The 23,534-nt window shown below is 45.0% G+C and carries 19 protein-coding genes; 17 read left to right on the forward strand and 2 right to left on the reverse strand.

Going from position 1 to position 23,534, the window contains the following annotated elements; genetic code table 11:
* Positions 1-226: 226 nt before the first annotated feature.
* From bioA to bioC, 6 genes are read left to right on the forward strand one after another with little or no spacing between them, the layout of a single operon-like run.
* Positions 227-1,579: an adenosylmethionine--8-amino-7-oxononanoate transaminase gene (gene bioA, locus Q9R46_RS21650; RefSeq protein WP_311281719.1), complete on the forward strand. Its 1,353-nt coding sequence runs from the start codon at positions 227-229 to the stop codon at positions 1,577-1,579.
* A 2-nt stretch (positions 1,580-1,581) separates the two neighbouring features.
* Entirely contained in the window at positions 1,582-2,319 is a 738-nt protein-coding gene (gene bioD / locus Q9R46_RS21655; protein ID WP_311281720.1) for a dethiobiotin synthase, read from the forward strand.
* A gap of 2 nt (positions 2,320-2,321) precedes the next feature.
* A complete protein-coding gene (bioB, locus tag Q9R46_RS21660) occupies positions 2,322-3,356 on the forward strand; it encodes a biotin synthase BioB (RefSeq protein ID WP_311281842.1) in 1,035 nt (344 codons plus the stop codon).
* Positions 3,337-4,515 (forward strand): 8-amino-7-oxononanoate synthase, encoded by a 1,179-nt coding sequence (gene bioF, locus Q9R46_RS21665; protein WP_311281721.1) that lies wholly within the window; start codon positions 3,337-3,339, stop codon positions 4,513-4,515. Before bioB ends, bioF begins: the two co-directional genes overlap by 20 nt.
* The gene (locus Q9R46_RS21670) at positions 4,512-5,387 is read left to right on the forward strand and encodes an alpha/beta fold hydrolase (RefSeq protein WP_311281722.1); all 876 of its coding nucleotides are present in this window, start codon (positions 4,512-4,514) and stop codon (positions 5,385-5,387) included. Before bioF ends, Q9R46_RS21670 begins: the two co-directional genes overlap by 4 nt.
* Positions 5,362-6,267, forward strand: coding sequence for a malonyl-ACP O-methyltransferase BioC (bioC, locus tag Q9R46_RS21675; RefSeq protein ID WP_311281723.1), 906 nt, complete (start codon positions 5,362-5,364; stop codon positions 6,265-6,267). Before Q9R46_RS21670 ends, bioC begins: the two co-directional genes overlap by 26 nt.
* Positions 6,268-6,353: 86 nt before the next feature.
* Here bioC and Q9R46_RS21680 read toward each other — a convergent pair whose 3' ends face one another.
* Positions 6,354-7,052 carry an NPP1 family protein gene (locus tag Q9R46_RS21680; RefSeq protein ID WP_244159393.1) on the reverse strand — a complete coding sequence of 233 codons (699 nt, stop codon included), beginning with the start codon at positions 7,050-7,052 and terminating at the stop codon, positions 6,354-6,356.
* A 567-nt stretch (positions 7,053-7,619) separates the two neighbouring features.
* Between Q9R46_RS21680 and Q9R46_RS21685 the strand changes: the two genes are divergently transcribed.
* From Q9R46_RS21685 to Q9R46_RS21695, 4 genes are all read left to right on the forward strand, one after another.
* Positions 7,620-8,504 carry a diacylglycerol kinase gene (locus Q9R46_RS21685; RefSeq protein ID WP_311281724.1) on the forward strand — a complete coding sequence of 295 codons (885 nt, stop codon included), beginning with the start codon at positions 7,620-7,622 and terminating at the stop codon, positions 8,502-8,504.
* Positions 8,505-8,692: 188 nt separating this feature from the next.
* Positions 8,693-10,303 carry a 23S rRNA (uracil(1939)-C(5))-methyltransferase RlmD gene (gene rlmD, locus Q9R46_RS21690; protein WP_311281725.1) on the forward strand — a complete coding sequence of 537 codons (1,611 nt, stop codon included), beginning with the start codon at positions 8,693-8,695 and terminating at the stop codon, positions 10,301-10,303.
* A gap of 703 nt (positions 10,304-11,006) precedes the next feature.
* Positions 11,007-11,381 (forward strand): helix-turn-helix domain-containing protein, encoded by a 375-nt coding sequence (locus tag Q9R46_RS28610; RefSeq protein ID WP_397386400.1) that lies wholly within the window; start codon positions 11,007-11,009, stop codon positions 11,379-11,381.
* 19 nt (positions 11,382-11,400) lie between these two features.
* Entirely contained in the window at positions 11,401-11,643 is a 243-nt protein-coding gene (locus Q9R46_RS21695) for an acyl carrier protein (RefSeq protein WP_311281726.1), read from the forward strand.
* 1,010 nt (positions 11,644-12,653) lie between these two features.
* Here the strand turns inward: Q9R46_RS21695 and loaP are convergent.
* A complete protein-coding gene (gene loaP / locus Q9R46_RS21700) occupies positions 12,654-13,259 on the reverse strand; it encodes an antiterminator LoaP (RefSeq protein ID WP_311281727.1) in 606 nt (201 codons plus the stop codon).
* A gap of 666 nt (positions 13,260-13,925) precedes the next feature.
* Here loaP and Q9R46_RS21705 point away from each other — a divergent pair.
* The 7 genes from Q9R46_RS21705 to Q9R46_RS21735 are packed head-to-tail and all read left to right on the forward strand — an operon-like array spanning position 13,926 to position 23,534.
* Entirely contained in the window at positions 13,926-18,392 is a 4,467-nt protein-coding gene (locus Q9R46_RS21705; RefSeq protein WP_311281843.1) for an amino acid adenylation domain-containing protein, read from the forward strand.
* 26 nt (positions 18,393-18,418) lie between these two features.
* Positions 18,419-19,129 (forward strand): thioesterase II family protein, encoded by a 711-nt coding sequence (locus Q9R46_RS21710; RefSeq protein ID WP_311281728.1) that lies wholly within the window; start codon positions 18,419-18,421, stop codon positions 19,127-19,129.
* Positions 19,130-19,181: 52 nt separating this feature from the next.
* A complete protein-coding gene (locus Q9R46_RS21715; RefSeq protein WP_311281729.1) occupies positions 19,182-20,204 on the forward strand; it encodes a BtrH N-terminal domain-containing protein in 1,023 nt (340 codons plus the stop codon).
* 37 nt (positions 20,205-20,241) lie between these two features.
* Positions 20,242-21,105, forward strand: coding sequence for a 3-hydroxyacyl-CoA dehydrogenase family protein (locus Q9R46_RS21720; protein WP_311281730.1), 864 nt, complete (start codon positions 20,242-20,244; stop codon positions 21,103-21,105).
* A complete protein-coding gene (locus Q9R46_RS21725; protein WP_311281731.1) occupies positions 21,089-22,126 on the forward strand; it encodes an HAD-IIIC family phosphatase in 1,038 nt (345 codons plus the stop codon). Before Q9R46_RS21720 ends, Q9R46_RS21725 begins: the two co-directional genes overlap by 17 nt.
* A 5-nt stretch (positions 22,127-22,131) precedes the next feature.
* Entirely contained in the window at positions 22,132-22,392 is a 261-nt protein-coding gene (locus tag Q9R46_RS21730) for an acyl carrier protein (RefSeq protein ID WP_311281732.1), read from the forward strand.
* Positions 22,393-22,394: 2 nt separating this feature from the next.
* On the forward strand, positions 22,395-23,534 hold the full coding sequence (locus tag Q9R46_RS21735) for an acyl-CoA dehydrogenase family protein (RefSeq protein ID WP_123064851.1): 1,140 nt from the start codon (positions 22,395-22,397) through the stop codon (positions 23,532-23,534).

Genomic DNA, 23,534 nt, shown 5'->3' on the forward strand with positions numbered 1-23,534 from the left:
ATTCTACTTTAAATTCATTCATGATAAAAAACGGCAGAGATGCCGTTTTTTTTTTTGTTTTATTGCGGCCTTTATTTCGCTCTACAGGCCACATGGAGAATGTAAAACTCTCTTTACAGCGGAGAATTTGTTTGATAAGATGTGCATGTCTTAATTGTTAACCATAAAAGTTATTTTGGTTAACAATTGAATTAATTAGATGATTTTGATGGAAAGGAGCTGCACGATGACACCATATGAACGGCTTGTAGCCTTAGACAAGGCTCATGTCTGGCATCCTTTTACTCAAATGAAGGATTACAACCAGTCTGATCCCCTAATCATTGAACGAGGCGAAGGTGTTATGTTGTATGACGTACAGGGGAGGGCTTACTACGATGGTTTTTCTTCGGTTTGGCTTAATGTGCATGGGCACAATGTGCCGGAGCTGAATGAGGCCGTCACTGCACAATTGGGACGAGTAGCACATTCCACACTGCTTGGCATGGCTAATATCCCTGCAATTGAGCTGGCCGAGAAACTTGTAGAGATTACACCTCACGGATTGACGAAAGTATTTTATTCTGATGCAGGCGCAACCGGGGTGGAAATTGCAGTCAAAATGGCTTTTCAATATTGGATGAATCTCGGGAAGACCTCCAAAACCAAATTCATCACCATGAATCAGGCTTATCATGGGGACACCATTGGCGCAGTGAGCGTAGGTGCCATTCCGTTGTATCATGACGTATTTCGACCGATGCTGTTTCCGTCTTATGTCATCCCCTATCCATACGCTTATCGACATGAGAGTGGTGCACATGGAGCAAAGGAAGCTACCCTGTCTGAGCTACGCAAGATTCTTGAAACGAGTGCACATGAAATTGCGGCGATGATTGTCGAGCCGATCGTTCAAGGCGCAAGTGGCATCATCGTTATGCCCGAAGGCTGTCTGCGCGAGATGGCGACATTATGCCGGGAGTATAACGTACTGTTTATCGCTGACGAGGTGGCTACAGGCTTTGGGAGGACAGGCATGATGTTTGCTTGTGATCATGAAGAAGTGTCCCCTGACCTGATGGTAGTTGGGAAGGGGCTGACTGGCGGTTATTTGCCTGTAGCAGCTACATTGGCAACCGAAGAGGTGTATCGTGCTTTTTACGCGGATTATGAAAAGCAGAAAACGTTCTTTCACGGTCATTCGTTTACAGGTAATCCGCTCGGGTGTGCAGTCGCGCTGGCAAGCCTGAAACGATTTGAAGATCACCATATGTTAGAGGGTGTAAAGAGGAAAGCACTGTTGGTTGAGCACAAACTTCGTGCCATTCAGGATGCTCCGCATGTCGGAGAGATCCGGCAAAAGGGACTGATGGTGGGCATTGAACTGGTGAAGGACAAGTCCACCCGGCAAGCGTATGAATGGGCAGAACGCATCGGCGTTCGTGTAACCGGGCGTGCCCGGGAACTGGGGATGCTGACGAGACCCTTAGGCCATGTCGTGGTGTTCATGCCTCCGCTTGCCAGCACCGATGCAGAACTGGATGCGATGACCGATATTCTGATGAAAGCCATTATCGATGTCACCGAAGGTGGTCGGTAGAGATGAATGGAACACAAGGGTTATTCGTAACAGGTACCGATACGGGTGTAGGCAAAACGGTAATAACAGGTGCGCTTGTTGCCGCGCTTCGTGCGGAAGGGGGAAACGTCGGCGTTTGGAAACCGGTCCAGACCGGTGGACTTGCGGGTGAAGGCACAACAGATGCAGAGCTTTTGCTGAAATACACGGGGATGGATTCGGACGCGGAGGATATTGCCTCGTTCACATTTGAGGCTCCACTTGCACCCATGCTTGCTGCAAAACAGACGGGATTGAACATTACGTTACAGGATATCCTCAGTGCCGGGGAATCGATACTTCATCGATATGATTCCGTTTTTATTGAAGGGGCAGGCGGAGTAGCGGTTCCAATAACGAAAGATGCCCTGACAACTGATCTGATAGCCGAACTTCAGACTCCGGTACTAATCGTTGCAAGATCAGGGCTAGGTACGATCAATCATACGTTGCTTACGATGGAATACTTAGAGCGCCGCGGAATTTCAATTCTAGGTTTCATTCTGAATGACGGTCTCTCAGGTGAGTTGTGCCTTGACCCAAGCTTGGAGACAAACGGGAGAATCATTGAACACTACAGCGGCATTCCTTGTCTGGGACATTTTCCCGAGCTTACAGGAGAGATTGATTCCAAGAGGTTAATCCATGCGGTTCAGGCAACGATCAACCTTTCTCCCGTCAGAGATGCTTTGACCATTCAGAAAATGGAGGAATATCGATGAATATGAGCATAGCTCCTAAAGATACAGACTGGGCATCCCTTGCCAGAAAATCTTTGAAAGGCGAATGCCTGACAGTAGAGGAAGGAGTTGCTGTTCTGGATGCGGCTAATGATGAGGTACTGCCACTCCTGCATGCGGCTTATCTCGTAAGAAAACACTTTTATGGCAATAAAGTAAAGCTGAATATGATTATCAACGCCAAGAGCGGGTTGTGTCCGGAAGATTGCGGGTACTGCTCTCAATCCATCCGATCCAGCGCATCTATTCCGAAATACAGTCTGCTAGATAAGGAAACGCTGCTGGCAGGTGCACAGGAAGCAATGGCTCGCCAAGCGGGTACATATTGTATCGTTGCATCAGGAAAAGGACCGACAAATCACGAACTGGAGCAGGTCATCGACGCTGTAAAAGAAATCCGTGCAACGCTACCCCTTAAAATCTGTGCTTGCCTTGGCATCTTAAAGGAGGGGCAGGGAGAACGTTTGGCTGAAGCAGGGGTGCATCGTTACAACCACAATCTGAATACAAGCCGAGATAACTATCCGTCCATTACGACAACACATACGTATGACCAGCGGGTTGAAACTGTAGAGAAGGCCAGAACTTCCGGCATGTCTCCTTGCTCCGGTGTTATTATCGGCATGGGCGAGAGTCAGCGAGACATTGTAGGGATGGCTTTTGCACTGCGAGAGCTTGATGTGGATTCGATTCCGGTTAACTTTTTAAATGCAATCCCCGGTACACCTATGGAAGGGGCTTCACGTACAACGTCGATGAGAGCGCTTAAGGTTCTGGCATTATTTCGATTGATCTGTCCATCCAAAGAAATTCGTGTAGCAGGAGGACGTGAGATTAGTTTGCGTTCATTGCAACCTTTGGCGCTGTATGCGGCCAATTCGATCTTTGTGGGGGATTATTTGACGACAGTAGGTCAGGACATTACGAATGATCATCAGATGATTGAGGATTTGGGGTTTGAGATTGAACTCAATGCTTTGCAGGGTGGTGCCGATAAATATGAACTGGATGGAAAATGAACTTGAGAAACTGGCTCACGCCTCAAATCAACGTCATTTACGCGATAGTACTAAGTCTCCTGAACGTCCTGGTCATATTGTAAGAGGAGGGAATAGCTTACTTGATCTGGCTTCCAATAACTATTTGGGACTTGCAGGGCATCCTGATATTATTCAAGCCATTTGTGAAGCACTTCAGGTTGAAGGTGCAGGCTCCGGTGCTTCTCGTTTTGTCACGGGTAATCGTTCAGTATACGGCCGTCTGGAAGCAGTGCTGGCGTCTTGGCAGCAGGCGGAAGCCTCTCTTGTTTTTGCCAATGGTTATATGGCGAATTCAGGTGTCATTGCAGCGCTTACGGGGCGAGGAGATATCGTTTTTAGCGATCAGTACAATCATGCCAGCATCGTTGATGGTACTGTGTTAAGCCGTGCGGATCATGCCAGATATCGGCATAACGATCTGGAGCATCTGGAGGCTCTGTTGCACAAACATCGGGACAAAGGGCGTAAGCTGATTGTCACGGATGCACTGTTTTCCATGGATGGGGATCGGGCACGGTTGCATGAACTGGTGAAACTCAAACGGCGATATGACGCTATGCTGATGGTGGATGAGGCACATAGTGGAGGTGTTTACGGGGAAAAGGGAGAAGGGCTGTGTCATGAGTTGGGACTGCATCGCCATGTAGATGTGCATATCGGGACATTCAGCAAAGCCTTCGGTATATATGGAGCTTATGCATCTGGTAACAACGTATTAATACGATATCTTATGAATAAAGTCAGACCGCTTATCTATTCTACGGCGCTTCCACCTTCGCTTTTGGCAGGAATTATGACGGCATTACATTTGGTACAGACGGAGCATTGGCGCCGTAATCATCTCCGTTCGACCAGTGAAATGTTTCGTTCCGCATTGACGAATGCAGGATTCCATGTAGGGGAAGGAGATTCGCCAATTGTGCCGATTATGGTTGGTGACAATGAACGTGCACTTCGATTCAGCGAAGCTCTGGAAGCGGTCGGCATTGCAGGGATTGCCATTAGGCCGCCTACGGTGCCAGTCGGCACAGCACGAATTCGTTTTTCTGTATCGTCGGCGCATACGTTTGATGAGTTGAGGCAGGCGAGTGCTCTCATTAAGAAAGTTGGAGATCAGCTCGGGGTGCTCAGATCATGAACAATCGGAATGAATACATGCGACGAGTAGAGCAAAAAGAAAAAGGGACGATTTTATGGTTAACGGGCTGGAGTATGACAGATGCTGTGTTTGACTTGCTGCGGGAACGTTTGCCTGATTATCAACATCTTTCTCTCGATTACAGTGCTGTAAGTACTCCCGAAGACATGCTGGACATCGTAGAAACAACCGCTAAGTGGTTATCTCGGGCAGTTCGGTCTGGTCGATTGCATGAGGGCGCTGCTCATGGCGATATCGGCATGCCGGAACTGTTCCACGTGCTGAAAGGGGCTTGCGGAGAGAACGTGCCTCGCGCCCCGCTACTCATCTCGGGCTGGTCTTTGGGAGCGGTACTTGCTCTTGGACTGGCAGCCAAAGGTTATGCCGATGGGCTGGTGTTATTTAGTGCAACGGCACGTTTTGTTCGGGATAAGAAGGAACTGAGCCTTGGTGTGCACGATGCGTACGTCAGGCAGATGATGCGAGACATAGCCAAGGATTATCAGCCAGACGTGGAGAGTCGTTTTCGCAAAATGATGTTTACGGCACGGGAGGGGGAAATGGGGTATGCTGACCGCCTGCTCCCTGCTGGTTGCTGGACACCAGAAGCGCTACTGGCAGGGCTTCAGATTTTACGTTATGAGGATCATTTGCCCGATCTTGCTCGAATCGATTGTCCAGTCCTTTTATTCCACGGGCATGAGGACAAAATTTGTCCATATGATGCAGGGGTGGAACTATTGGATCGGTTACCGCGAGCTAGGTTAGTGACGCTGAACGATAGGGGACATGCAGTTTTTCTGGGTGAGGAAGTCAGAATTGAGAAGGAGTGGAGGAGGTGGTGGCATGAGCATAAGCAGGAGTTGGGATGAAAATAGAACGAGCTTCGACAGTAGCATCCATGTTCAGCGGCGTTTCAATCGTAACGCATCTTCTTATGATGCACATGCCCACGTTCAGCGAAGGATGGCCGCTCAGCTCGCAGAGATTGTTGCACATGGCAAGAACAATACGCTCAGCCATTCACTGAATTTTCTTGAAGTAGGCTGCGGTACAGGTGTTTTGACTCAAATGATTGCCCGTGATTGGTCCGATGCCAGTATTACGGCCTTGGATATTGCACCCGAAATGATTCGTCTGGCATCCCGGCGTGTAAAGCATGCTGAAGATGGAAAAGGTACGGCAGAAGGAATTCGTTTTGTGCAGGCTGATATTGAAAGGTGGGTTCATGAAGTCCCTTCATGCTCGGTAGATATCATCGTTTCCAATGCTTGTTTTCAATGGTTGCGTCATCCTCAACGGACCTTGACCGGCTTGAAACGTATACTCCGTCCAAGAGGTAGGCTTCTGTTCACCACTTTTGGGACGGACACTTTTAGGGAGATGCATGAGGCATTTCATGAGGTATATCTAGCCTGCGGAATGCAACCGCAGCGACATGGACTTTCGTTTCATTCGGCTAACGAGTGGAGAGTTATGCTGGAGAGATCAGGTTTTACGAGTTATCGGGAGAAGCGTTTGGTTCATATCGAGAGATATGCTTCAGCAAGAGATTTTCTGCACTCGGTAAAAGGCATGGGGGCCAGCGCTTCGGAAGCGGTTGAAGTACCAGAGGTTAGTCTACGAACTCTGTTTACCCAGATGTACAAGGTGTATGAAGATAGGTTTAGTGTCAGGGCAGCAGGAGGAGTTCGGGCGACATATGACCTCTTGTTCATTGAAGCTGCCATTTCAGATATGAGTGCGATATGAAGCAGCATACGCGGCATATTATACAGATAAATCCCCTCCAGGCGGCTTATCAGCCATGAAGGGGATCTATTTTTTTATCCAGCCAACTATCTAAACCAGGCTTTATTCAGATTGTTCGCAAAGTTGTTATCGTTAAATGGTACATTGGCGCTGCCAAAGTCTGTTGTATTCAGGGCATTACGCGCAGCTGGAGTCAGATCATCCCAACCGATTAGCGGCTGAGTTCCCCCAACAACGTTGGTTACACCAAGCTCATGATTGAGCGGCCAGGTGCTATTATAGGAGATTTTCGGATGATCGCCCTGCATGTTGCTGTTGCTTGGTGCCACTTTGGTGAACTGTCCATGACCTGAGTAGGCGATCGAGAGTACTTTGGGATTAGCAACTGCCGGGTTGTCTACCCATACGACAATGCCTTCCCAGTCATGACGATGTCCAAATCCCGGAGAAGGGTTGTCTTTAGGGAAGTACCATGCGTACATGATCGCCCACACTCCATTATGCCAAGCAGAACGAGAGTAGACCTGACCCAGATTGGAGCCGCATCCACCATTGTGTGATCCTGACGTTGCCAAGCCTGCACTGGTGTTGCCTTGTGCATCAACGGCTGGAAAAGGCACGCATCCATGATAGACCTTCAGGAAAGGTTGAAAACGTTTGGCTGTGATTTGCGTGGCCGTTACGGGTGTGACTTCTTGAAAACCGACGACCTGGTCATGATTAATGACGGCTGCTTCCGCAACGGTGCCTATCGGTAAATAGGCGAGGAGGGTAACCATTAGCATCAGTACCAGTTTTTTGGTTGTTTGCATTGTGCAATTCTCCTTTGTAAACGTAGTAGAGTGAAGTCAGTTATGTATGGATGTGTTCTGTATATTCATGGTACTGGAAAAATATTGATTCGGGTTATATTTTTATATTGAGATTTGTAAATTTGCTGTATATTTTTGTCATACTATATTTATATGTAGACAGTGGAAAGTACCAAGATTAATTCCTGTGCAAGCGGGCAGAATGGAAGATCAGTGGTTTTTTTGCCAAAGTAGATGGAGAGAACGGTTTCAAGATGACTTTGACTTGTTTATTAGGGTAAGGGACTTTGGGTGTTAGGGTTTATGCAAAAATCACGGCTGGAATAGGCTAGGACATCTTTACATTTGATGATATGATAGAAGCAATAGCTTTAGGAATGGGACGTCATTCCTCTGGCATAGTTATATATAGTGTTTGGGCAGGATTAACGAAAGTGCATGGTTGTGTTAATTGAAATGATGCCCCTTGGTGGACTGATGCAGCGTAAGAAGATGAGGTCATTCGGACTCATGGATAATGTGGAATAGGTGGCGTATCAGATGAAAAAAGCTCGATTAATATATAATCCGACTTCAGGCCGGGAAGAAATGAAGAAACGTCTAGCTGATATTTTGCAACGTTTGGATCAGGGCGGTATTGAGGCCTCGTGTCATGCTACAACGGGGGAAGGTGATGCAACCCGGGAAGCGGAACTGGCGATTGAACGCGGTTATGACATGATTATTGCTGCCGGTGGAGACGGTACGCTGTATGAGGTCATTAATGGTATGGCTGAGCGGGAGAACCGTCCTCCACTGGGGGTGTTTCCTCTGGGAACGACCAATGATTTTGCGCGTGCGCTCGGCATTCCGAGACAATGGGAAGATTATGTGGACCTGGTCATTCAGCAGCAGACGCGCCCACTGGATCTCGGCAAGGCAAACGATAGGTATTTTATCAACATCGCCGGTGGTGGATCGTTAACTGAACTGACCTATGAGGTGCCGAGTCGTTTGAAAACGATGATCGGGCAACTGGCCTATTATATGAAGGGGATTGAGAAAATGGCAAGCCTGTCCCCGCAGGAATTAATCATTCGTGCGAATGGTCAGGAAGAAATTCATGATGAATTCATGCTGTTCCTCATTGCCAATACGAACTCCGTTGGCGGCTTCGAGAAGCTGGCTCCGGGGGCAACCATTGATGATGGGTTGTTCGATGTCATTGGTGTCCGCAAGTGTAATCTGGCGGATATGATTCGTCTTGTTACTCTGGCGCTACGCGGAGAGCATCTGAACGACAAAAAGGTTTTACATTTCCAGACAGATCATATGGAAGTCAATTCCCCAGGCTATGTGCAACTGAATCTGGACGGTGAGCTGGGCGGCACGTTGCCTGCGACGTTTACGAATTTAAAGCATCATCTGCAACTATTCCATCGGTAAGTTTATACATTAAAATAACGTTCTCTGAGATTCGTTAGAATTTTGGAACGTTATTTTTGGCGTGAAGAAGGCAATTCTTTTATTAAGATTACGAAAATTACGGAAAAGTTCAGAACAGTTCAGAACAGCTTAGGTTAACTCACCGTCATTGCAGGCGGTGTACTATATAAGAAAGAAGTGAATGTACGTTGTCAAATACGAACCGCAGCGGTCGTGGAAAAAACCGCCGGAATTCGGCTGCTCCTCAAGGGAAAGGGAAGGCTTCAGCTTCCCGTCAGCCAAGTCAATCAACTCGTCCATCTACAAGTCAGTCAGGTAAAGAGGTGCGGCCAAACGGTGCATCTCTTTCTGGTGCGCGTTCCAAAGGCAGAGCACGTGAATCCGCACCAATCGAAGGATTACCCGTTAGCAAAAATGAAGAAACCGTCATTGAGATCATTGGCATGAACCATGACGGCGAGGGTGTAGGCCGTGCAGATGGATACACACTATTCGTGCAGGGTGCTCTTCCTGGGGAAACGGTGCGCGTGCGCGTTATGAAAACCAAGAAGCAATATGGCTATGCCAAGCTGCTGGAGATTGTCAAAGCCAGTCCGGACCGTGTATCTGCACCATGTCCGATCTACGATCAATGTGGTGGTTGCCAGATCCAGCATATGAGCTACGCTGGTCAACTGGCGTGGAAACGTCAGCTTGTGATCGATAATTTGCAGCGGATCGGGAAGCTGAACGTGTTGGTGGAGGATGAGACGAACGAAGAAGATACAGGACACGCGATTCTTGTCTTGCCAACGATGGGGATGGACGAGCCGTGGCGTTATCGGAACAAGGCACAGGTGCCGATTGGTGTAACCGAAGGTGGTTTGGTGGGCGGTTTTTATGCGAAAGGAAGTCACCGAATCATCGACATGGAGACCTGTCTTATTCAACACGAGCATAATGATGAAGTCGTGGCGAAGGTGAAGGAGATCGGCAGCCACCTCGGCATCAGTGCATACAACGAAGAAACAGGCCGTGGTCTGTTGCGTCATGTCGTGGTGAAAAAGGCGTTCCGTACAGGCGAGATGATGCTCGTTCTGGTGACGAATGGCCGGGATATTCAACATAAAGACGAGTGGATCGGCAGTATCCGCGAAGCGATTCCTCAGGTGGCGAGCATCTGCCAGAACGTGAACAAAAAGCAGACAAACGTTATTTTCGGCGATGAGACCCGTGTCCTGTGGGGCCGGGATGTAATTTATGATTTTATCGGGGATGTACAATTTGCGATATCGCCGCGTTCGTTCTACCAGGTCAATCCGGTACAGACTGAAGTGCTGTATGGAAAAACGGTAGAATACGCTGGACTGAGCGGCAAAGAAACCGTAATTGATGCCTATTGTGGCATCGGAACGATCTCTCTTTTCCTGGCGCAACATGCGGATCAAGTGTATGGGGTAGAGATTGTGCCTGAGGCCATTGAGGATGCACGCAGCAATGCGATGCTGAACGAGATGCGTAACGTCAAATTCGAAGTTGGCGCTTCCGAGGACGTCATTCCGCGCTGGAAAGAACAAGGCATTGAAGCCGATGTCATCGTTGTTGATCCCCCGCGCAAAGGCTGCGACCCGCGTCTGCTCGATACCATCCTGGAGATGAAGCCGGAACGTGTGGTGTACGTGAGCTGTAATCCAAGTACGCTGGCACGTGATCTGCGCGTGCTGGAAGATGGAGGTTATCGCACGGTGGAGGTCACCCCGGTGGATATGTTCCCGCATACGGTGCATGTGGAGTCGGTGGCGATGTTGGTTAGGGAGTAGTTTTGAATCCATATTTCACCTAGTAAAGTCCGAACATACTACCGTTCGGGCTTTACTAATTTACATAAATAGAATGGAGCTTGTTATATCTGTGGTAGGGGTAACAAACACCGTGATAAGACTGGTTTCTTAAGAATTATCAACGATGTGGTATGGTACAGAATGGCGCAGGCTAAGCATTTTGGGAAGGTGATGGCAAAGGAATTTCCCGGCAGTACGCGGAAAATATAAGCTGTTATGCTATGGAGACTATGTGCTTAAAAAACACAGATATATCTTGAAATACAGTGATGGGCCTTACCTTGGAACAACAATTGCCAAATCAACTTGACGGGTTAGTTATTTTTTTTTATTATAGCAAATATGGTAACTTTACCCTGATATATGAATTGAGGTTCCTAAAGTTCAACTGGTAGAAACGGTGCTGTTTTAATGAGGGAGTGCTAAACAGGTGACTAATTGACCAACCAGTGCAATAATGACCAGAGTGCCATCTGGATCCTAGGTGATAAAACTGGGTAATTACCTGTAACAACTACTCTTAAAGGCAAGCACCGTGACTATCTTTGTACAGATCTGAGCAAGGAGAAGGCAAATGCCTGCTACGTATTGCATGGAAAAGGTGAAGTTCTGGTTGAATCCCACCAGTAATGTTGCTACAACATGAGAATTATTATAACACTAATAAATGGATGGATACTCTATGAGCAAAAATCTCTCTGGGGCAATTGATTGTAGGTTAATTAAAGTCAATAGGTATATTCGTGAAAACTATAGTCAGCCTCTTTGTTTACATACATTGTCAGACATCATACAATGTCATCCTACATACCTTTGCAACACATATTCAAAAGTATTCAAAATTTCACCTATGAAGTATTTACAAAGTATTAGAATGATAAAGGCTGCAGAGCTATTGACGCAATCCAATGATTCTATTGGTGAAATTGCTAAAAAGCTTGGTTATATATCCAATTCGCAGTTTACAGACTTATTTAAAAGGTGGCATGGAGTTCCACCCATGATGTATCGTTCCATAAATTCTTCAACAAGCTGTTTCTGTGACGAAAAATCATAAAAGACAGGTGAAGACTATAATGGATCTACATGCTACGAGATTAAAAATATTGAGTAATTTGCAGGAAATACTAGAGATTAGCGATGATATAATGCCAGATGAGAATTTGGAAGCGATTGGGCTGAATTCTTTAAAATCAATCATGTTAATTGTGAAACTAGAAGAGGAATTCGAAGTGACTTTCAATGATGAAGAGTTGTTGTTCGAAAACTTTTCTACCATTAATAGGATAATGCAGAGTCTTCAGTCTACAAGTATTTAGGAAAATAATTAAGCCAGTGTTATATAACTCGACGTGTACAACTTAAAAACGGCAGATATGCTTTGATATAGCTTTGCACAGCGGTAATCGACTTTTTTAAATTAATACTGAACCAAACTGAAGATCCAATACTGCGAGGGGAGTAAGACTTGGCGCGTAAGCACTGAAACACCATAATAGGCGAAGAAGTGACTAAGCGAGCTTGAATTACGCTTCATTATTCCATTGCTTATGGTAGATACGACGAGATTGGAAGCTTTAGGTTTGTTGACAGTTGGGCCGGCCATAATCACAGAAATGTTGGGAGTAAATTCGGTAGCGGACATGACACGTGGCGTCACTCCTAGGGACAGGGCTTATTTGTTAACCAACTGTTCATCAGGTTGACGCCTGCTTTAGGGCATTAACGAGCATCTCGGAGCTAGTGTTTCTACCGTGTATTTGCTAACAACTTTCGTTTGATTTTCAGGCGTGTTGCGATAGCCGCGCCAGCCCCAACAACCCTTTCCCTGCATTTTCTATTAATCCTCTCGTTAAGTATCTCCGGTTTCACAACCTTCACTGTATCGCACACGTCGGCTGTTTGAGTGTATGTGAGCTGTTTCTCCTACTCTTATATCGTTTCAAAGAATGCACATCAGATGTTACCCTTCGACTATTTAAATCAGTTACATGGCTGCAAATTTCACAAAACAAAGCCTCTAGCCATGTGGGTTATAGTTTGTGTGGCGTCTATCCCTGTCGTCTTTTTCAAACTACAGGTTTACAGTATGTACTGCACCTGAGCATACGCACACCATTCACTTGCAGAAACGTGAGTTATTCTCTAGATGAATCGCAGATATAGCTCCATCAAGCGCCGTCTCGATTTATCAAAGCGTGACTTAAGAAGGGCAAAACGGAAAACCACTCACACAACCAATGCTGCCTTTTTGGAATTTAGAGCGAACAGGTTGTCAAGTGGTGTCCGAGCTTCATATATTGTGTCACATGACATTATTTTTGTAGGTTCAGGGACCGGTAGGATCAATATATTCTCTTGGTGATAACAATTCGATACCAACATCCATTGCTATCTCATTTCCCATAAAATTAAGGAGAATTTTAACTCTCTTTTTTTGTTTATTTACTTTTTTGATTATTGCCTCTTTTCCTTTTAGAGGACCGGATTGCACGATGACTTTAGAATTTATAACGTACACTCTCGAATAATCAATTACTTGTTCATCTCCAAGAAGTTGTAATACTAATGACATTTCGTTATCACTGATTTCTGAAAAAAGGTATGTAGGTTCTAGATGCTTTTGCTCAGTATCATGTACTTCTCTTTTATTTATCTGTTTGTTTGTCTCGTTGTTTTTATACATATTCAATAACCTATAATATTTAGGTATCTTTTTTAATTTATAATATATAGCATTATTCATTTGTGTGTGTATCAATACATACCCAGGAAATAATGGTTTATCAATATGGAAAAATTCTCCTTTTCTTTTTTCGCAGAGTTTTCGCTTTGGAACAAGAGTGCGTACGGTGGGCTCATCAATATACTTGTTAATTAATGTTTGAACCAACTCTTCTTTACCAGCTTCAACAAATAGTGCATACCAGTGCATGTATTACGCCTCCTTCTTATAATTTACACTACTATATTAGATTAACAATAAAAAGCTATTCTTTAAAATCAGATACTTTAATTCGAAAATGTAAATTAAATAAGTAAAATGAGGTAATATAAATTATCGGTTTACAATTTAATACAAATCGTATAAAATTGTATTGGAATGACAATTTGGGATTACAACAACCTGTTTTACTATGATAATCGTTGTTTCGGCACGTTATTAATAACAGGGGACATATGTATATTACATTGAATGCGGTTACACCGGATGAATGGGCGAAGCTGTGTCTGTTTGTCCCACTGACGTCACATCACATATTCTATTATCTAGAGACATGCACCCTTGAGGTGTGTGTTTTTTTTTCGACAACACAACTAACATGTTTAAGCAATGCTAAAGAGAAGAGGTGAGTACTGGAAGGCATACAGCCCGAAAAGGGAAATGAGATACTCTCTCATTCGCAAACAGTATATGCCCAGCGTTTTTAGTAGAACTAGAATCGCTGATTCCGGCATCGATGTATCTATCGATCGGCTAAGCGATGACGATAATACTGCAAATGCCTCACCTTAAAGATATGACGAAGAGTGTATTGTACAACCGGTCAATAAGAGCGAATTATACGAGTCTAAGGAGGATTCTAAGATTGTGAATATGATGAATCATCTGTTAACTCAGCCACAAATGAGGGTTTGGCTGATAGACCAAATGAATCCTGGAACACCGATAAACAATCTAGGCGGGACAGTTCGATTTCGTACAAATTTAAATATTGATTGGCTCAAAGAAGCAATCAATTACATAATAAGGAATCAGGGCGGAATGCGTGCACGTTTCTTTCTAGAAGAAGGCCAAGCATTTCAGTATGTTGAAGAATTTTCTCATATAGATATCCCTTATCTAGACTTTTCGAAATCTGTTTCTCCGGAAACGGATTTTGAAACCTGGGTGGAGAAGGAATCAAAGAAACCATTCGACATATATCGGGAACGGATGTATCGATTCGTGATTATTCGTTTTAATCAGCACGAAACAGGCTATTTCATTAATATGCATCACATGATATCAGATGGCTGGAGTTTTAAACTGCTTACTGAGCAGATTCTTCGGCAGTACAGCGAGCTTGCAGGATTGAATACGGAACCTGTAACGCTTAACGCGGGTTGCTATACCGATTATATTGAAACTGAGAGGGGATATTTTGATTCCGATCGGTATCAGAAGGATAAGCGTTTCTGGCGAGAAATGTTCGCTAACTTAGACCTAGAACAGCTGATGAGAACATCCGAAGATTTTAGTGCCAAGCGGCTAACATTCTTTATAAAACAGGAATACGTTGGTCGAATCGCGGATTTTGCACAAGCAAATAAATTGACTTTAAATACGTTCTTTACGGGCGCAATTTCGTTGTTTCTGTCGCGAATTACGCAGCAAAACAATGTAATCATAGGCATTCCGGTTCTGAACCGTTCCGGCGGCAAGGAGAAGAAGACCATCGGGATGTATACGAGTACAATGCCCATTCATGTTCATATAGGTGAAGAAAAGCAGATTATAGATTACTTCGTTGAGGTTCAGCGGAATTTAACCAAGTGTTATTTCCATCAGAGATATCCGTACAATTACTTAGTTGAGGATTTGCAAATTCGACGCCGAGGTTACGATCAATTATTCCAATATTGTGTCAATTATAGCAATGCCAAGCTCCCTTCGAGTATGGGGCAAGTCGAGATCGTGAACGAGGAATTTTTCCCGGAGATGCAACCCTACGCGTTGCACTTCTTGATTAAGGACTGGTACGAGGACGGGACGATACGATTAGATATCGATTATAAGAATTGCGAATATACGGAGACAGAAATCCGTTTAATATTCAACCAACTTATTGAACTGATTGAACGTATCGTCGCTAACCCGTATATGTCTCTTCGCAGCATTGATATTCTTTCAGAAGCAGATAAACGGAAACTATTGTATGAGTATAATTTAACGAAGACGGATTATCCGAAAGACAAGTTATACCATCAGTTAGTGGAAGTACAGACACTGGCAACCCCTGATAGAATCGCGGTCACGCATGGCAATGAATCCTTGACGTATAGAGAATTGAATGCGAGAGCAAACCAGCTAGCACGGTTCCTACAAGTCAGGGGTATCCGACGGGGGCAAGTTGTCGCATTGATCGCGGAACATTCGATGAATACGGTGGTTTCTGTTCTTGCCGTCATGAAAGCAGGCGGCGTGTATCTCCCTCTTGATCCCGAATATCCTAGGGAGCGTATGCAGTATATTCTAGACAACAGCGGGGCAAATCTTATTCTGACGAACGTTCATATCGATGGGGGAATCGGCTTCAAGGGTGATGTCATTCATCTGGAATCCGATGACTTGTTCTGCGGGGACGCTACGAATTTGGAGACGGGGAACAGCCCGGATGATCTCGTCTATATCATATACACATCCGGCTCTACAGGCACGCCTAAAGGAGTAATGGTTCATCATCGGGGACTAGTGAATTATGTATCTTGGGCGGCGAGAACCTATATAACCGATAGAGACGATAAATTCGCACTGTATACTTCCTTAGCCTTTGACTTAACCATTACCTCCATGCTTGTGCCGTTAATCGCGGGCAATGAAGTCATCGTCTACAGACAGGATGCCGAGCGCTTCGTACTGCATCAAATCTTGGAAGAGAGAAGAGCGAGCATAGTCAAGATAACCCCGGCACATCTGGCTTTAATTCAAGACTATCCTTTGGCCGAGACAGCTGTACGCGTTTTTGTCGTGGGTGGCGAGATGTTCCAAACAGCCCTGGCAAAGACTATGACAGATTCTTCTGGCGGAAGAGTAGCGATTTATAACGAGTATGGACCAACAGAAGCTGTTGTAGGCTGCATGATTTATAAATTTAATGAATTGCAATGCAACGAATCCGTTCTGATCGGTAAACCGATTAGTAACGTTCAAATTCTTTTGCTCGATTCCGATAAGCGTATTGTTCCCTTTGGATCCGTAGGCGAGATATACATATCCGGGGATGGAGTTGCCTCTGGTTACATTAACGCACCGGAACTTACCGCAGACAAGTTTACTCCGAGCTTGACCGACCCTGACCGAAACATGTACAGGACTGGCGACCTTGCCCGCTGGTTGCCGAATGGGGAAATGGAATATATCGGGAGAGCAGACCATCAAATCAAGTTAAACGGTTACCGCATCGAGCTTGGAGAAATTGAAAGCCGGGCTTGCATGTATGAAGCCGTCAAAGAGGCGGCGGTTAAAGTATTCAGCAATTCGAACGGCCATAAATACCTTGTGCTGTACGTTGTTGGAAGCCGGAAAATAACTTGGTTGGATCTGAAAAACTTTCTTGTCGAATATTTGCCAGGTTTCATGATACCCCAGTCGATGGTAGTGCTGGACAGAATGCCGCTAACCATCAACGGTAAGATAGACAGAGATGCGTTGGCTGTACCAGATTCCAATTCAGAGAGCGCCGAATTAACGAATCACTCTAAGGATGAGGGGTTGCAACAGCTCCATCGGATCATGAAGGATGTATTGGGAATCGAAGCGTTGGAATGGAACGATAACTTTTATTTCGTGGGCGGTGACTCGATAAAGGCGATTCAGATCGCATCGAAGTTTAACGAGGATGGGCGTTATTACTTAAAGCCAAAGGATATTCTGATGTCCAGTTTTGTAGGAGATATTGCTTTTGAAAAGATATACAAAAACAATAGGGAATATAAGCCGGCCCATGGCTTGCTCCAATCATCTCCCATCATCAACTGGTTCTTCGCGAACCGTCTAAAGAATGTGAATTATTATAATCAATCTGTGGTGCTTCGGGTATTAGGTGTCATGGATATAGAGCTACTTGAACATGCGGTTCAACGCATCATGGAAACTCATGATTCGCTACGTTTGTACTATGATCAAGCATTATCCATGCTCAAGTACAAGGATTTAGATCCTGGGATGGTCTCGGTAGATCGTGTTGATCTCTCGATTTATCCCGCTGAGGTCAGGTGGGATTTATTTAAAGATTATGCAGTAAAGTTGAAGTCATCCATTAATGTTACAGAAGGGCCATTATTTAAGGCCGGACTTTATGATTTGGGAGATGGGGAACAACGGCTTCTACTGACTGCACATCATCTAGCGGTAGACGGGTTATCATGGCGGGTTATTCTCGAGGATATGAACCTGATCTTATCTTATGAAGCAAGCGAGAGTTCGCAAGCGTATATTCGCAGATCCGATTCCTATCAGGATTGGGTAAATGCGTTGTACGAGTATAAGCCCACAATACCGTCAAGTATTATAGAGTATTGGAGCAATATGGCCACCAAGAAACCGACTAGACTTCCAGAGAGCGGATTGAAAGAGAAGAGCCCGGGGATTGAAACGCTTCACGCGTTACTTTCGGCGGAGGATACGCATTCCCTCCTTACGAGCGCTAATCGAGCTTACGGCACACAGTCGCTGGAATTGATTTTCGCCGCCTTGGCTAGAGCGCTAGAACCGTATGCCGAGAATCAGCGCGTTGTGCTCGAAGTGGAAGGACACGGGAGAGAAGAGATCGGAAAAGCCTTAGCCATCGATCGAACAGTAGGCTGGTTTACGAGTCTATATCCTTTAGAGCTAATCTGCGAGTGTTCTCGCTTATCAGATCACGTCAAGTCGATTAAAGAACAAATTCGTTCCGTCCCTAATAAAGGGTTCGATTACGGCATTATACAATACTTGGAGAATGTAAATAGGAGCATCAGCAGAGATTACATCCGTTTTAACTTCCTTGGAGAGGCTGACAATACGATCGGCTCCTATTTTGAGTGGGCTCATGAAGACTCGGGACCAGATACATGCGAGAGCAATTCGATGACATGTCTTCTCGCAATAGATGCCATGATTGTAAGGGGTCAATTGCGCGTAGCGTATACATTCGACCCGCAAGTGTGTGACCCGGATGCTGCGAAGCAGGTGATAGCATCCTTCCTGAAAGAGCTGAAAGAAATCATCGCGCATTGCAGCGCGAAAGAAAAACGAGATTACACGCCTTCCGACTTTGACTTGGTCAAGCTGTCTCAAGAAGACTTGAATCAACTGTTCGAATAGTCGGATGAATGCTGATTAGGGGATCTATGATGGAGAAGCTAGAGTTATTATGCCTACCTTACGCGGGCAGTTCGGCAATCGTATACGGAAGCTGGAAAAATCAGTTACACTCGGATATTGCTCTAAGAATGGTGGAATTTTCGGGTAGAGGCAGGAGATATGAAGAACCATTACTCGATTCCGTAGCCGGTATGGTAGACGACCTATACGTACAGTTGCAATTGGAGCAGCAGGACCGCCCCTATGCCTTCTTCGGACATAGCTTGGGGGCTATTCTTGCATATGAACTGGTTCAACGATTAATCGATGAGAACAAGCGCCTCCCGGAGCATATTTTCCTATCTGGTCAAACCGCCCCGCATAAGAAGGAGCAATATCGAATTGACCATGAATTGGATGATTCATCTTTCATTAAGGAAATTCTGAAACTTGGAGGAACCTCCAGCGAGGTGTTCGAGAACGTGGAGCTTTCTAATTTATTCCTGCCGGTAATACGAAACGATATCAAGGCAGCCAATACGTATCGATACGTGGAGAGAAACAAAATTAACGTTCAAGTATCCGTATTATTCGGCGATAACGATCCTTTGAGCAACGACTTTAGCGATTACGGAGAGTGGAACATCCATACCTCCGCGAAGTGTAAATTGCTGGAGTTTAAAGGAGGACATTTCTTTATCCACGATCATAAAGAGCAAGTCATCCGATACGTTAATGAGACATTGGTGGGCAAGTAAATCGAAACCGTCTAAATGCATGCATGCAGTTTATTGGGGGGGCTTATTATACATGCAAATCGTAATAGAAGGAATTGAGCCCTATAATGAGTTGTTTTTTGATAATTGCTTCTACAATTCCTTCTTTCCAATCATAAGGGCATTCCATAAGGATGAGCTTCCGTTCTTTCTGAATGAGAACATCGTATATGAGTTAAGTCAGAATGCGAACGAAGCGGTAATTGGTTGCCGTTATCGTCAAAAGCATAGTTTTGCCGAGCTTGTGGAGAGCTTGTACTTAGGGGCGTTGACAAAGCATCGATCCGAAGATGTGACCGCTGACATCAAGTCAGCGATATCAAAAGGCAGGCCAGTCATATTATGGGTGGATTGTTACTATGAGCCTATACGATTAGACACGTATCTCAAGGAACATTGGCCTCATACTTTGTTGGTTTACGGGTTTGACGACAATGAGCAAACGTTCCAAGTCATTGAACACAAGCATAAAGAAAACCTTTCTTACGAGAAACAATCGCTCTCCTATCATGATCTCCAAGAAGCGTACAGAGGGTATTTGCAATATTTCATCAGTGAAGGTCATCTGACATTCTATGAAATTCATGAGCTTGATGGGCAGGAGTTGATATCGGGCGAGTTCGGCAAGATAGAAGCAGTAAAGCATCTGTCGGACCTCTATTCCTCGCAGGTGGGAGATGTAGATAAGAGAGGGCTAGCACAATTGCAGAAGTTTGAAGATACAGTAAAACATCTGCAGGAAGAACAGTACTCTTCGGCTACCTACTATTCAAAAGTGGTAGCAGGCTTGAATAAGATAATTAACTGCAAAAAAGTGGAAAAGATTCGGATGGCGAAGCTGATTGACGATCCTTCCATACTCGGTACAATGGAGGAAATCGTAAACTTGTGGGTTCAAGTCCGAGCTGTAGTCGCAAAAACACTTTATACGAATCGAATGGGAAGCCATATCTGGCCTGGTATCTTGGAGAAGTTAAGTAAATTAGTCAGTCTTGAGGGATTGATAGGGACGGATATAGAGGTGTATTGCAAGCGGTTACAGAAAAATGATAAATGAAATTACTCACGGCAATCTCGGAATAGGAGAGGTTACTTTGAAAATAAATCTGGTCGGCATAGTCGGTGCTGGAGTAATGGGGAGCGATGTCGCCCTTGATCTTGCATGTAACGGTTATCGTGTTGTAATAGTTGATATTGATGAAATGATACTTGACAAATCAGATGAAAAAATGAAAAAAACGTTCTCGTTAATGAAGATGATGAGTCCCAAATATCGAAGTCTTGATTGGAATGTAATCGATGAGAAAATTGAATTTCATACGGAGTATAAAGCGTTAAGTCATGTCGATTTGGTCATCGAGAACGTGACGGAAGACTGGAATGTGAAGAAGGCAGTGTATGAGGAATTAAGGGAAGTTTGCAATGAAGATACGTTGTTTGCTGTCAATACCAGCTGCATATCAATAACGAAAATTGCTGGTCTAATGAAAAGGCCAGATAACGTATTGGGGACGCACTTTATGAACCCGGTTCCGATGAAAACCTTGGTTGAGGTCATTAAAGGGCATCACACTTCGGAGGCGACAGTCGAGACGGTCACCGCGTTCTTGAAGTCGATGAATAAAGTCCCGGTTGTGGTTAATGATTTCCCGGGTTTTGTAACGAACCGTGTTCTAATGCTTACCATTAATGAAAGCATCTGGCTCGTCCATGATCGAGTTGGGCGACCGCAGGATGTCGACAAAATTTTCCGGCTTGGATTCGGTCATGAGATGGGCCCGCTTGCTACGGGGGATTTGATCGGGTTGGATACGATATTGAAATCCCTAGAAGTATTACATGACAGCTACAACGATCCTAAATATCGGCCTTGCCCGTTGCTTAGAAAAATGGTTGATGCTGGGCTGTTAGGCAAAAAATCAGGGCAAGGATTCTATACGTATGACAAAAGAAATTAAGTGCGTGGTATGGGACCTTGACGAGACGTTATGGGATGGTACTTTGCTGGAATCCGAACAAGTTCGGCTCAAGCCGGGAATGGAAGAGATTTTGCACACGCTAGACGAACGGGGAATTCTACAATCGGTTTGCAGCAAGAACGATTATAATCACGCTATGACGGCATTGAAAGAGCGGGGCTTAGACCATTTGTTCATATATCCGCAGATTGGATGGGACGCTAAATCTATCCTGATCGGCAATATTCAAAGGGAACTGAATATCGGCTTCGACTCCATTCTCTTCATTGACGATCAGATGTTTGAATTGGATGAAGTTAAGAGCGTTCATCCGGATATTTTCTGCATGCAGACTATCGATCGGAGAACGTTTTTGGATATTCCAGAGCTAAATCCCAAGTTTATTACTGTAGATTCTGCTCGGAGAAGGTCCATGTATATGGATGACATGCAACGCAAACAAGATGAACAAACGTATAACGGGCCGAAAGAGCAATTTTTATCTCAGCTGAACATGGAATTTATGATCTCTCCTGCGACGGAGGAGGATCTGGCCCGAGCTTCTGAGCTTACGGTCAGGACACACCAGCTTAACGCAACGGGGGTCACATATGATCACGATGAGTTAAATCGATTTAGACAGAGCGACAGTCATCGTTTGTACCTATGCGAATTGACGGATAAATACGGAACATACGGGAAGATCGGATTGGTATTGGCGGAAATTACAGATACGCACTGGCACCTCAAGCTCCTGCTCATGTCATGCAGGGTTATGTCAAGAGGGGTAGGCACCATTCTGCTATCTTTCATGATGGATCAAGCCAAACAAGATGGTAAGAAAATGCTGGCGGATTTTAGAAAGACAGATCGCAATAAAATGATGTATATCACTTACCGCTTTGCAAATTTTAAAGAAATCGATGTACGAGAAGACGGGGAACTTTTGCTCTTGGAGAATGATTTATCGGTCGTGCAAAAATATCCGGAGTATATTCGTATCATCGTTAAAGAAAGGTGACGGCCATGGAACATTCAGAAGCAGCAGTATTAATTAGAGGGTTTATTGGAAAACATCTAGTTGTCTTTGATGATGACGCAACATTTACCGATGAAGACCATATTTTTCAGATGGGATTCGTTAATTCTCTATTCGCAATGGAGATGGTTGGATTCGTAGAACGCGAATTCGGGATCACCGTCGAAGGCGATGACCTGGATATCGCGAATTTTAGTTCCGTCCGTAACATCCTTCGTTTCGTTGAGCAAAAACGTACGGGGATGTAGCTATGGTCGATCATCAGGAGCATTTTCTTAAAGAAGCAGAGCAATTCGTTAAACATAACATCGATCCCTATGCAACTTCCTTTGACAGAAGCGAGATGCTTCCAAGAGAGATGATAGATAAACTTGCGGAGAAGAAGTATTTGTCAGCCAATCTTCCTATCAAATATGGGGGCCTAGAGCTTTCTCCTGTGAATTATGGCAAGTTTACCGAAATTATTGGGAAGTCGTGTTCTGCTGTTCGTACATTAATCACAGTTCACTCCACGCTTGTCGGAGAATCGATATCCAGATGGGGAACAGCGAATCAAAAGGATAAATGGTTGCCGCTAATTAGTGCAGGTAGCGTACTGGGCGCATTCGCGCTATCTGAACCCGACACGGGGTCTGACGCTAAAGGAATCCAAACGACATACCGGCGAACAGCAGATGGGTATATCCTGAATGGCAGGAAGAAGTGGATTTCTTTCGGTGGTATCGCAAATGTCTTTCTTACTATCGCAAAAGACGAATCTAGCGAGAGCATCACGGCATTTCTAGTCGAGCGGGAATCTAAAGGTCTTTGCTCAACCCCAATTTCCGGCATGCTGGCGGGAAGAGCCACGCACCTAGCGGAAATCGAACTCGATCATGTTGAGGTTCCCGCTGGCAATGTGCTGGGGAAGGTGGGAAGCGGGTTTACGTACGTTGTCAATCATGCACTAGACCATGGACGTTATAGCATTGCTTGGGCTGGGGTCGCTATTGCTCAAGCTGCTCTTGAGGAAATGGTGAAATACACGAGAACCCGAAGTCAATTCGGTAAAAAATTATGCGAGTTTGAGTCAGTTCAAACTATTATTTCTAACGCAACGATAGATGTTGAGGCCGCAAGGTCTTATTGTATACGTGCGGGGGAATTGAGAGGCAGTCGTGATCCGGAAGGGATCATGATGACCACTATGGCCAAAATATTTTCCTCCCGTGTAGCGATGAAAGTATGTACAGATGCTGTTCAACTTCATGGAGCCAATGGCCTTCATTCCGATTTCAAGGCAGAGCGATTGTTCAGGGAAGCGAAAGTATTGGAGATTATCGAAGGTAACACGCAGGTTTTGGAGAAGGTAGTGTCCGGAGCTGTTTTATCGAAATACATGTCGTCGTAA

It is taken from the genome of Paenibacillus sp. RRE4, from assembly GCF_031844205.1.
In the GTDB taxonomy this organism is placed as follows: Bacteria; Bacillota; Bacilli; order Paenibacillales; family Paenibacillaceae; genus Paenibacillus; species Paenibacillus xylanexedens_B.

What these genes read in the sequence shown, in the direction of transcription:
- bioA (WP_311281719.1), top strand. Translation starts at nt 227, where the DNA reads ATGACACCATATGAACGGCTTGTAGCCTTAGACAAGGCTCATGTCTGG.
- bioD (WP_311281720.1), top strand. Translation starts at nt 1,582, where the DNA reads ATGAATGGAACACAAGGGTTATTCGTAACAGGTACCGATACGGGTGTA.
- bioB (WP_311281842.1), top strand. Translation starts at nt 2,322, where the DNA reads ATGAGCATAGCTCCTAAAGATACAGACTGGGCATCCCTTGCCAGAAAA.
- bioF (WP_311281721.1), top strand. Translation starts at nt 3,337, where the DNA reads ATGAACTGGATGGAAAATGAACTTGAGAAACTGGCTCACGCCTCAAAT.
- Q9R46_RS21670 (WP_311281722.1), top strand. Translation starts at nt 4,512, where the DNA reads ATGAACAATCGGAATGAATACATGCGACGAGTAGAGCAAAAAGAAAAA.
- bioC (WP_311281723.1), top strand. Translation starts at nt 5,362, where the DNA reads ATGAGCATAAGCAGGAGTTGGGATGAAAATAGAACGAGCTTCGACAGT.
- Q9R46_RS21680 (WP_244159393.1), bottom strand. Translation starts at nt 7,052, where the DNA reads ATGCTAATGGTTACCCTCCTCGCCTATTTACCGATAGGCACCGTTGCG.
- Q9R46_RS21685 (WP_311281724.1), top strand. Translation starts at nt 7,620, where the DNA reads ATGAAAAAAGCTCGATTAATATATAATCCGACTTCAGGCCGGGAAGAA.
- Q9R46_RS28610 (WP_397386400.1), top strand. Translation starts at nt 11,007, where the DNA reads ATGAGCAAAAATCTCTCTGGGGCAATTGATTGTAGGTTAATTAAAGTC.
- Q9R46_RS21695 (WP_311281726.1), top strand. Translation starts at nt 11,401, where the DNA reads ATGGATCTACATGCTACGAGATTAAAAATATTGAGTAATTTGCAGGAA.
- loaP (WP_311281727.1), bottom strand. Translation starts at nt 13,259, where the DNA reads ATGCACTGGTATGCACTATTTGTTGAAGCTGGTAAAGAAGAGTTGGTT.
- Q9R46_RS21705 (WP_311281843.1), top strand. Translation starts at nt 13,926, where the DNA reads ATGAATCATCTGTTAACTCAGCCACAAATGAGGGTTTGGCTGATAGAC.
- Q9R46_RS21710 (WP_311281728.1), top strand. Translation starts at nt 18,419, where the DNA reads ATGATGGAGAAGCTAGAGTTATTATGCCTACCTTACGCGGGCAGTTCG.
- Q9R46_RS21715 (WP_311281729.1), top strand. Translation starts at nt 19,182, where the DNA reads ATGCAAATCGTAATAGAAGGAATTGAGCCCTATAATGAGTTGTTTTTT.
- Q9R46_RS21725 (WP_311281731.1), top strand. Translation starts at nt 21,089, where the DNA reads ATGACAAAAGAAATTAAGTGCGTGGTATGGGACCTTGACGAGACGTTA.
- Q9R46_RS21730 (WP_311281732.1), top strand. Translation starts at nt 22,132, where the DNA reads ATGGAACATTCAGAAGCAGCAGTATTAATTAGAGGGTTTATTGGAAAA.
- Q9R46_RS21735 (WP_123064851.1), top strand. Translation starts at nt 22,395, where the DNA reads ATGGTCGATCATCAGGAGCATTTTCTTAAAGAAGCAGAGCAATTCGTT.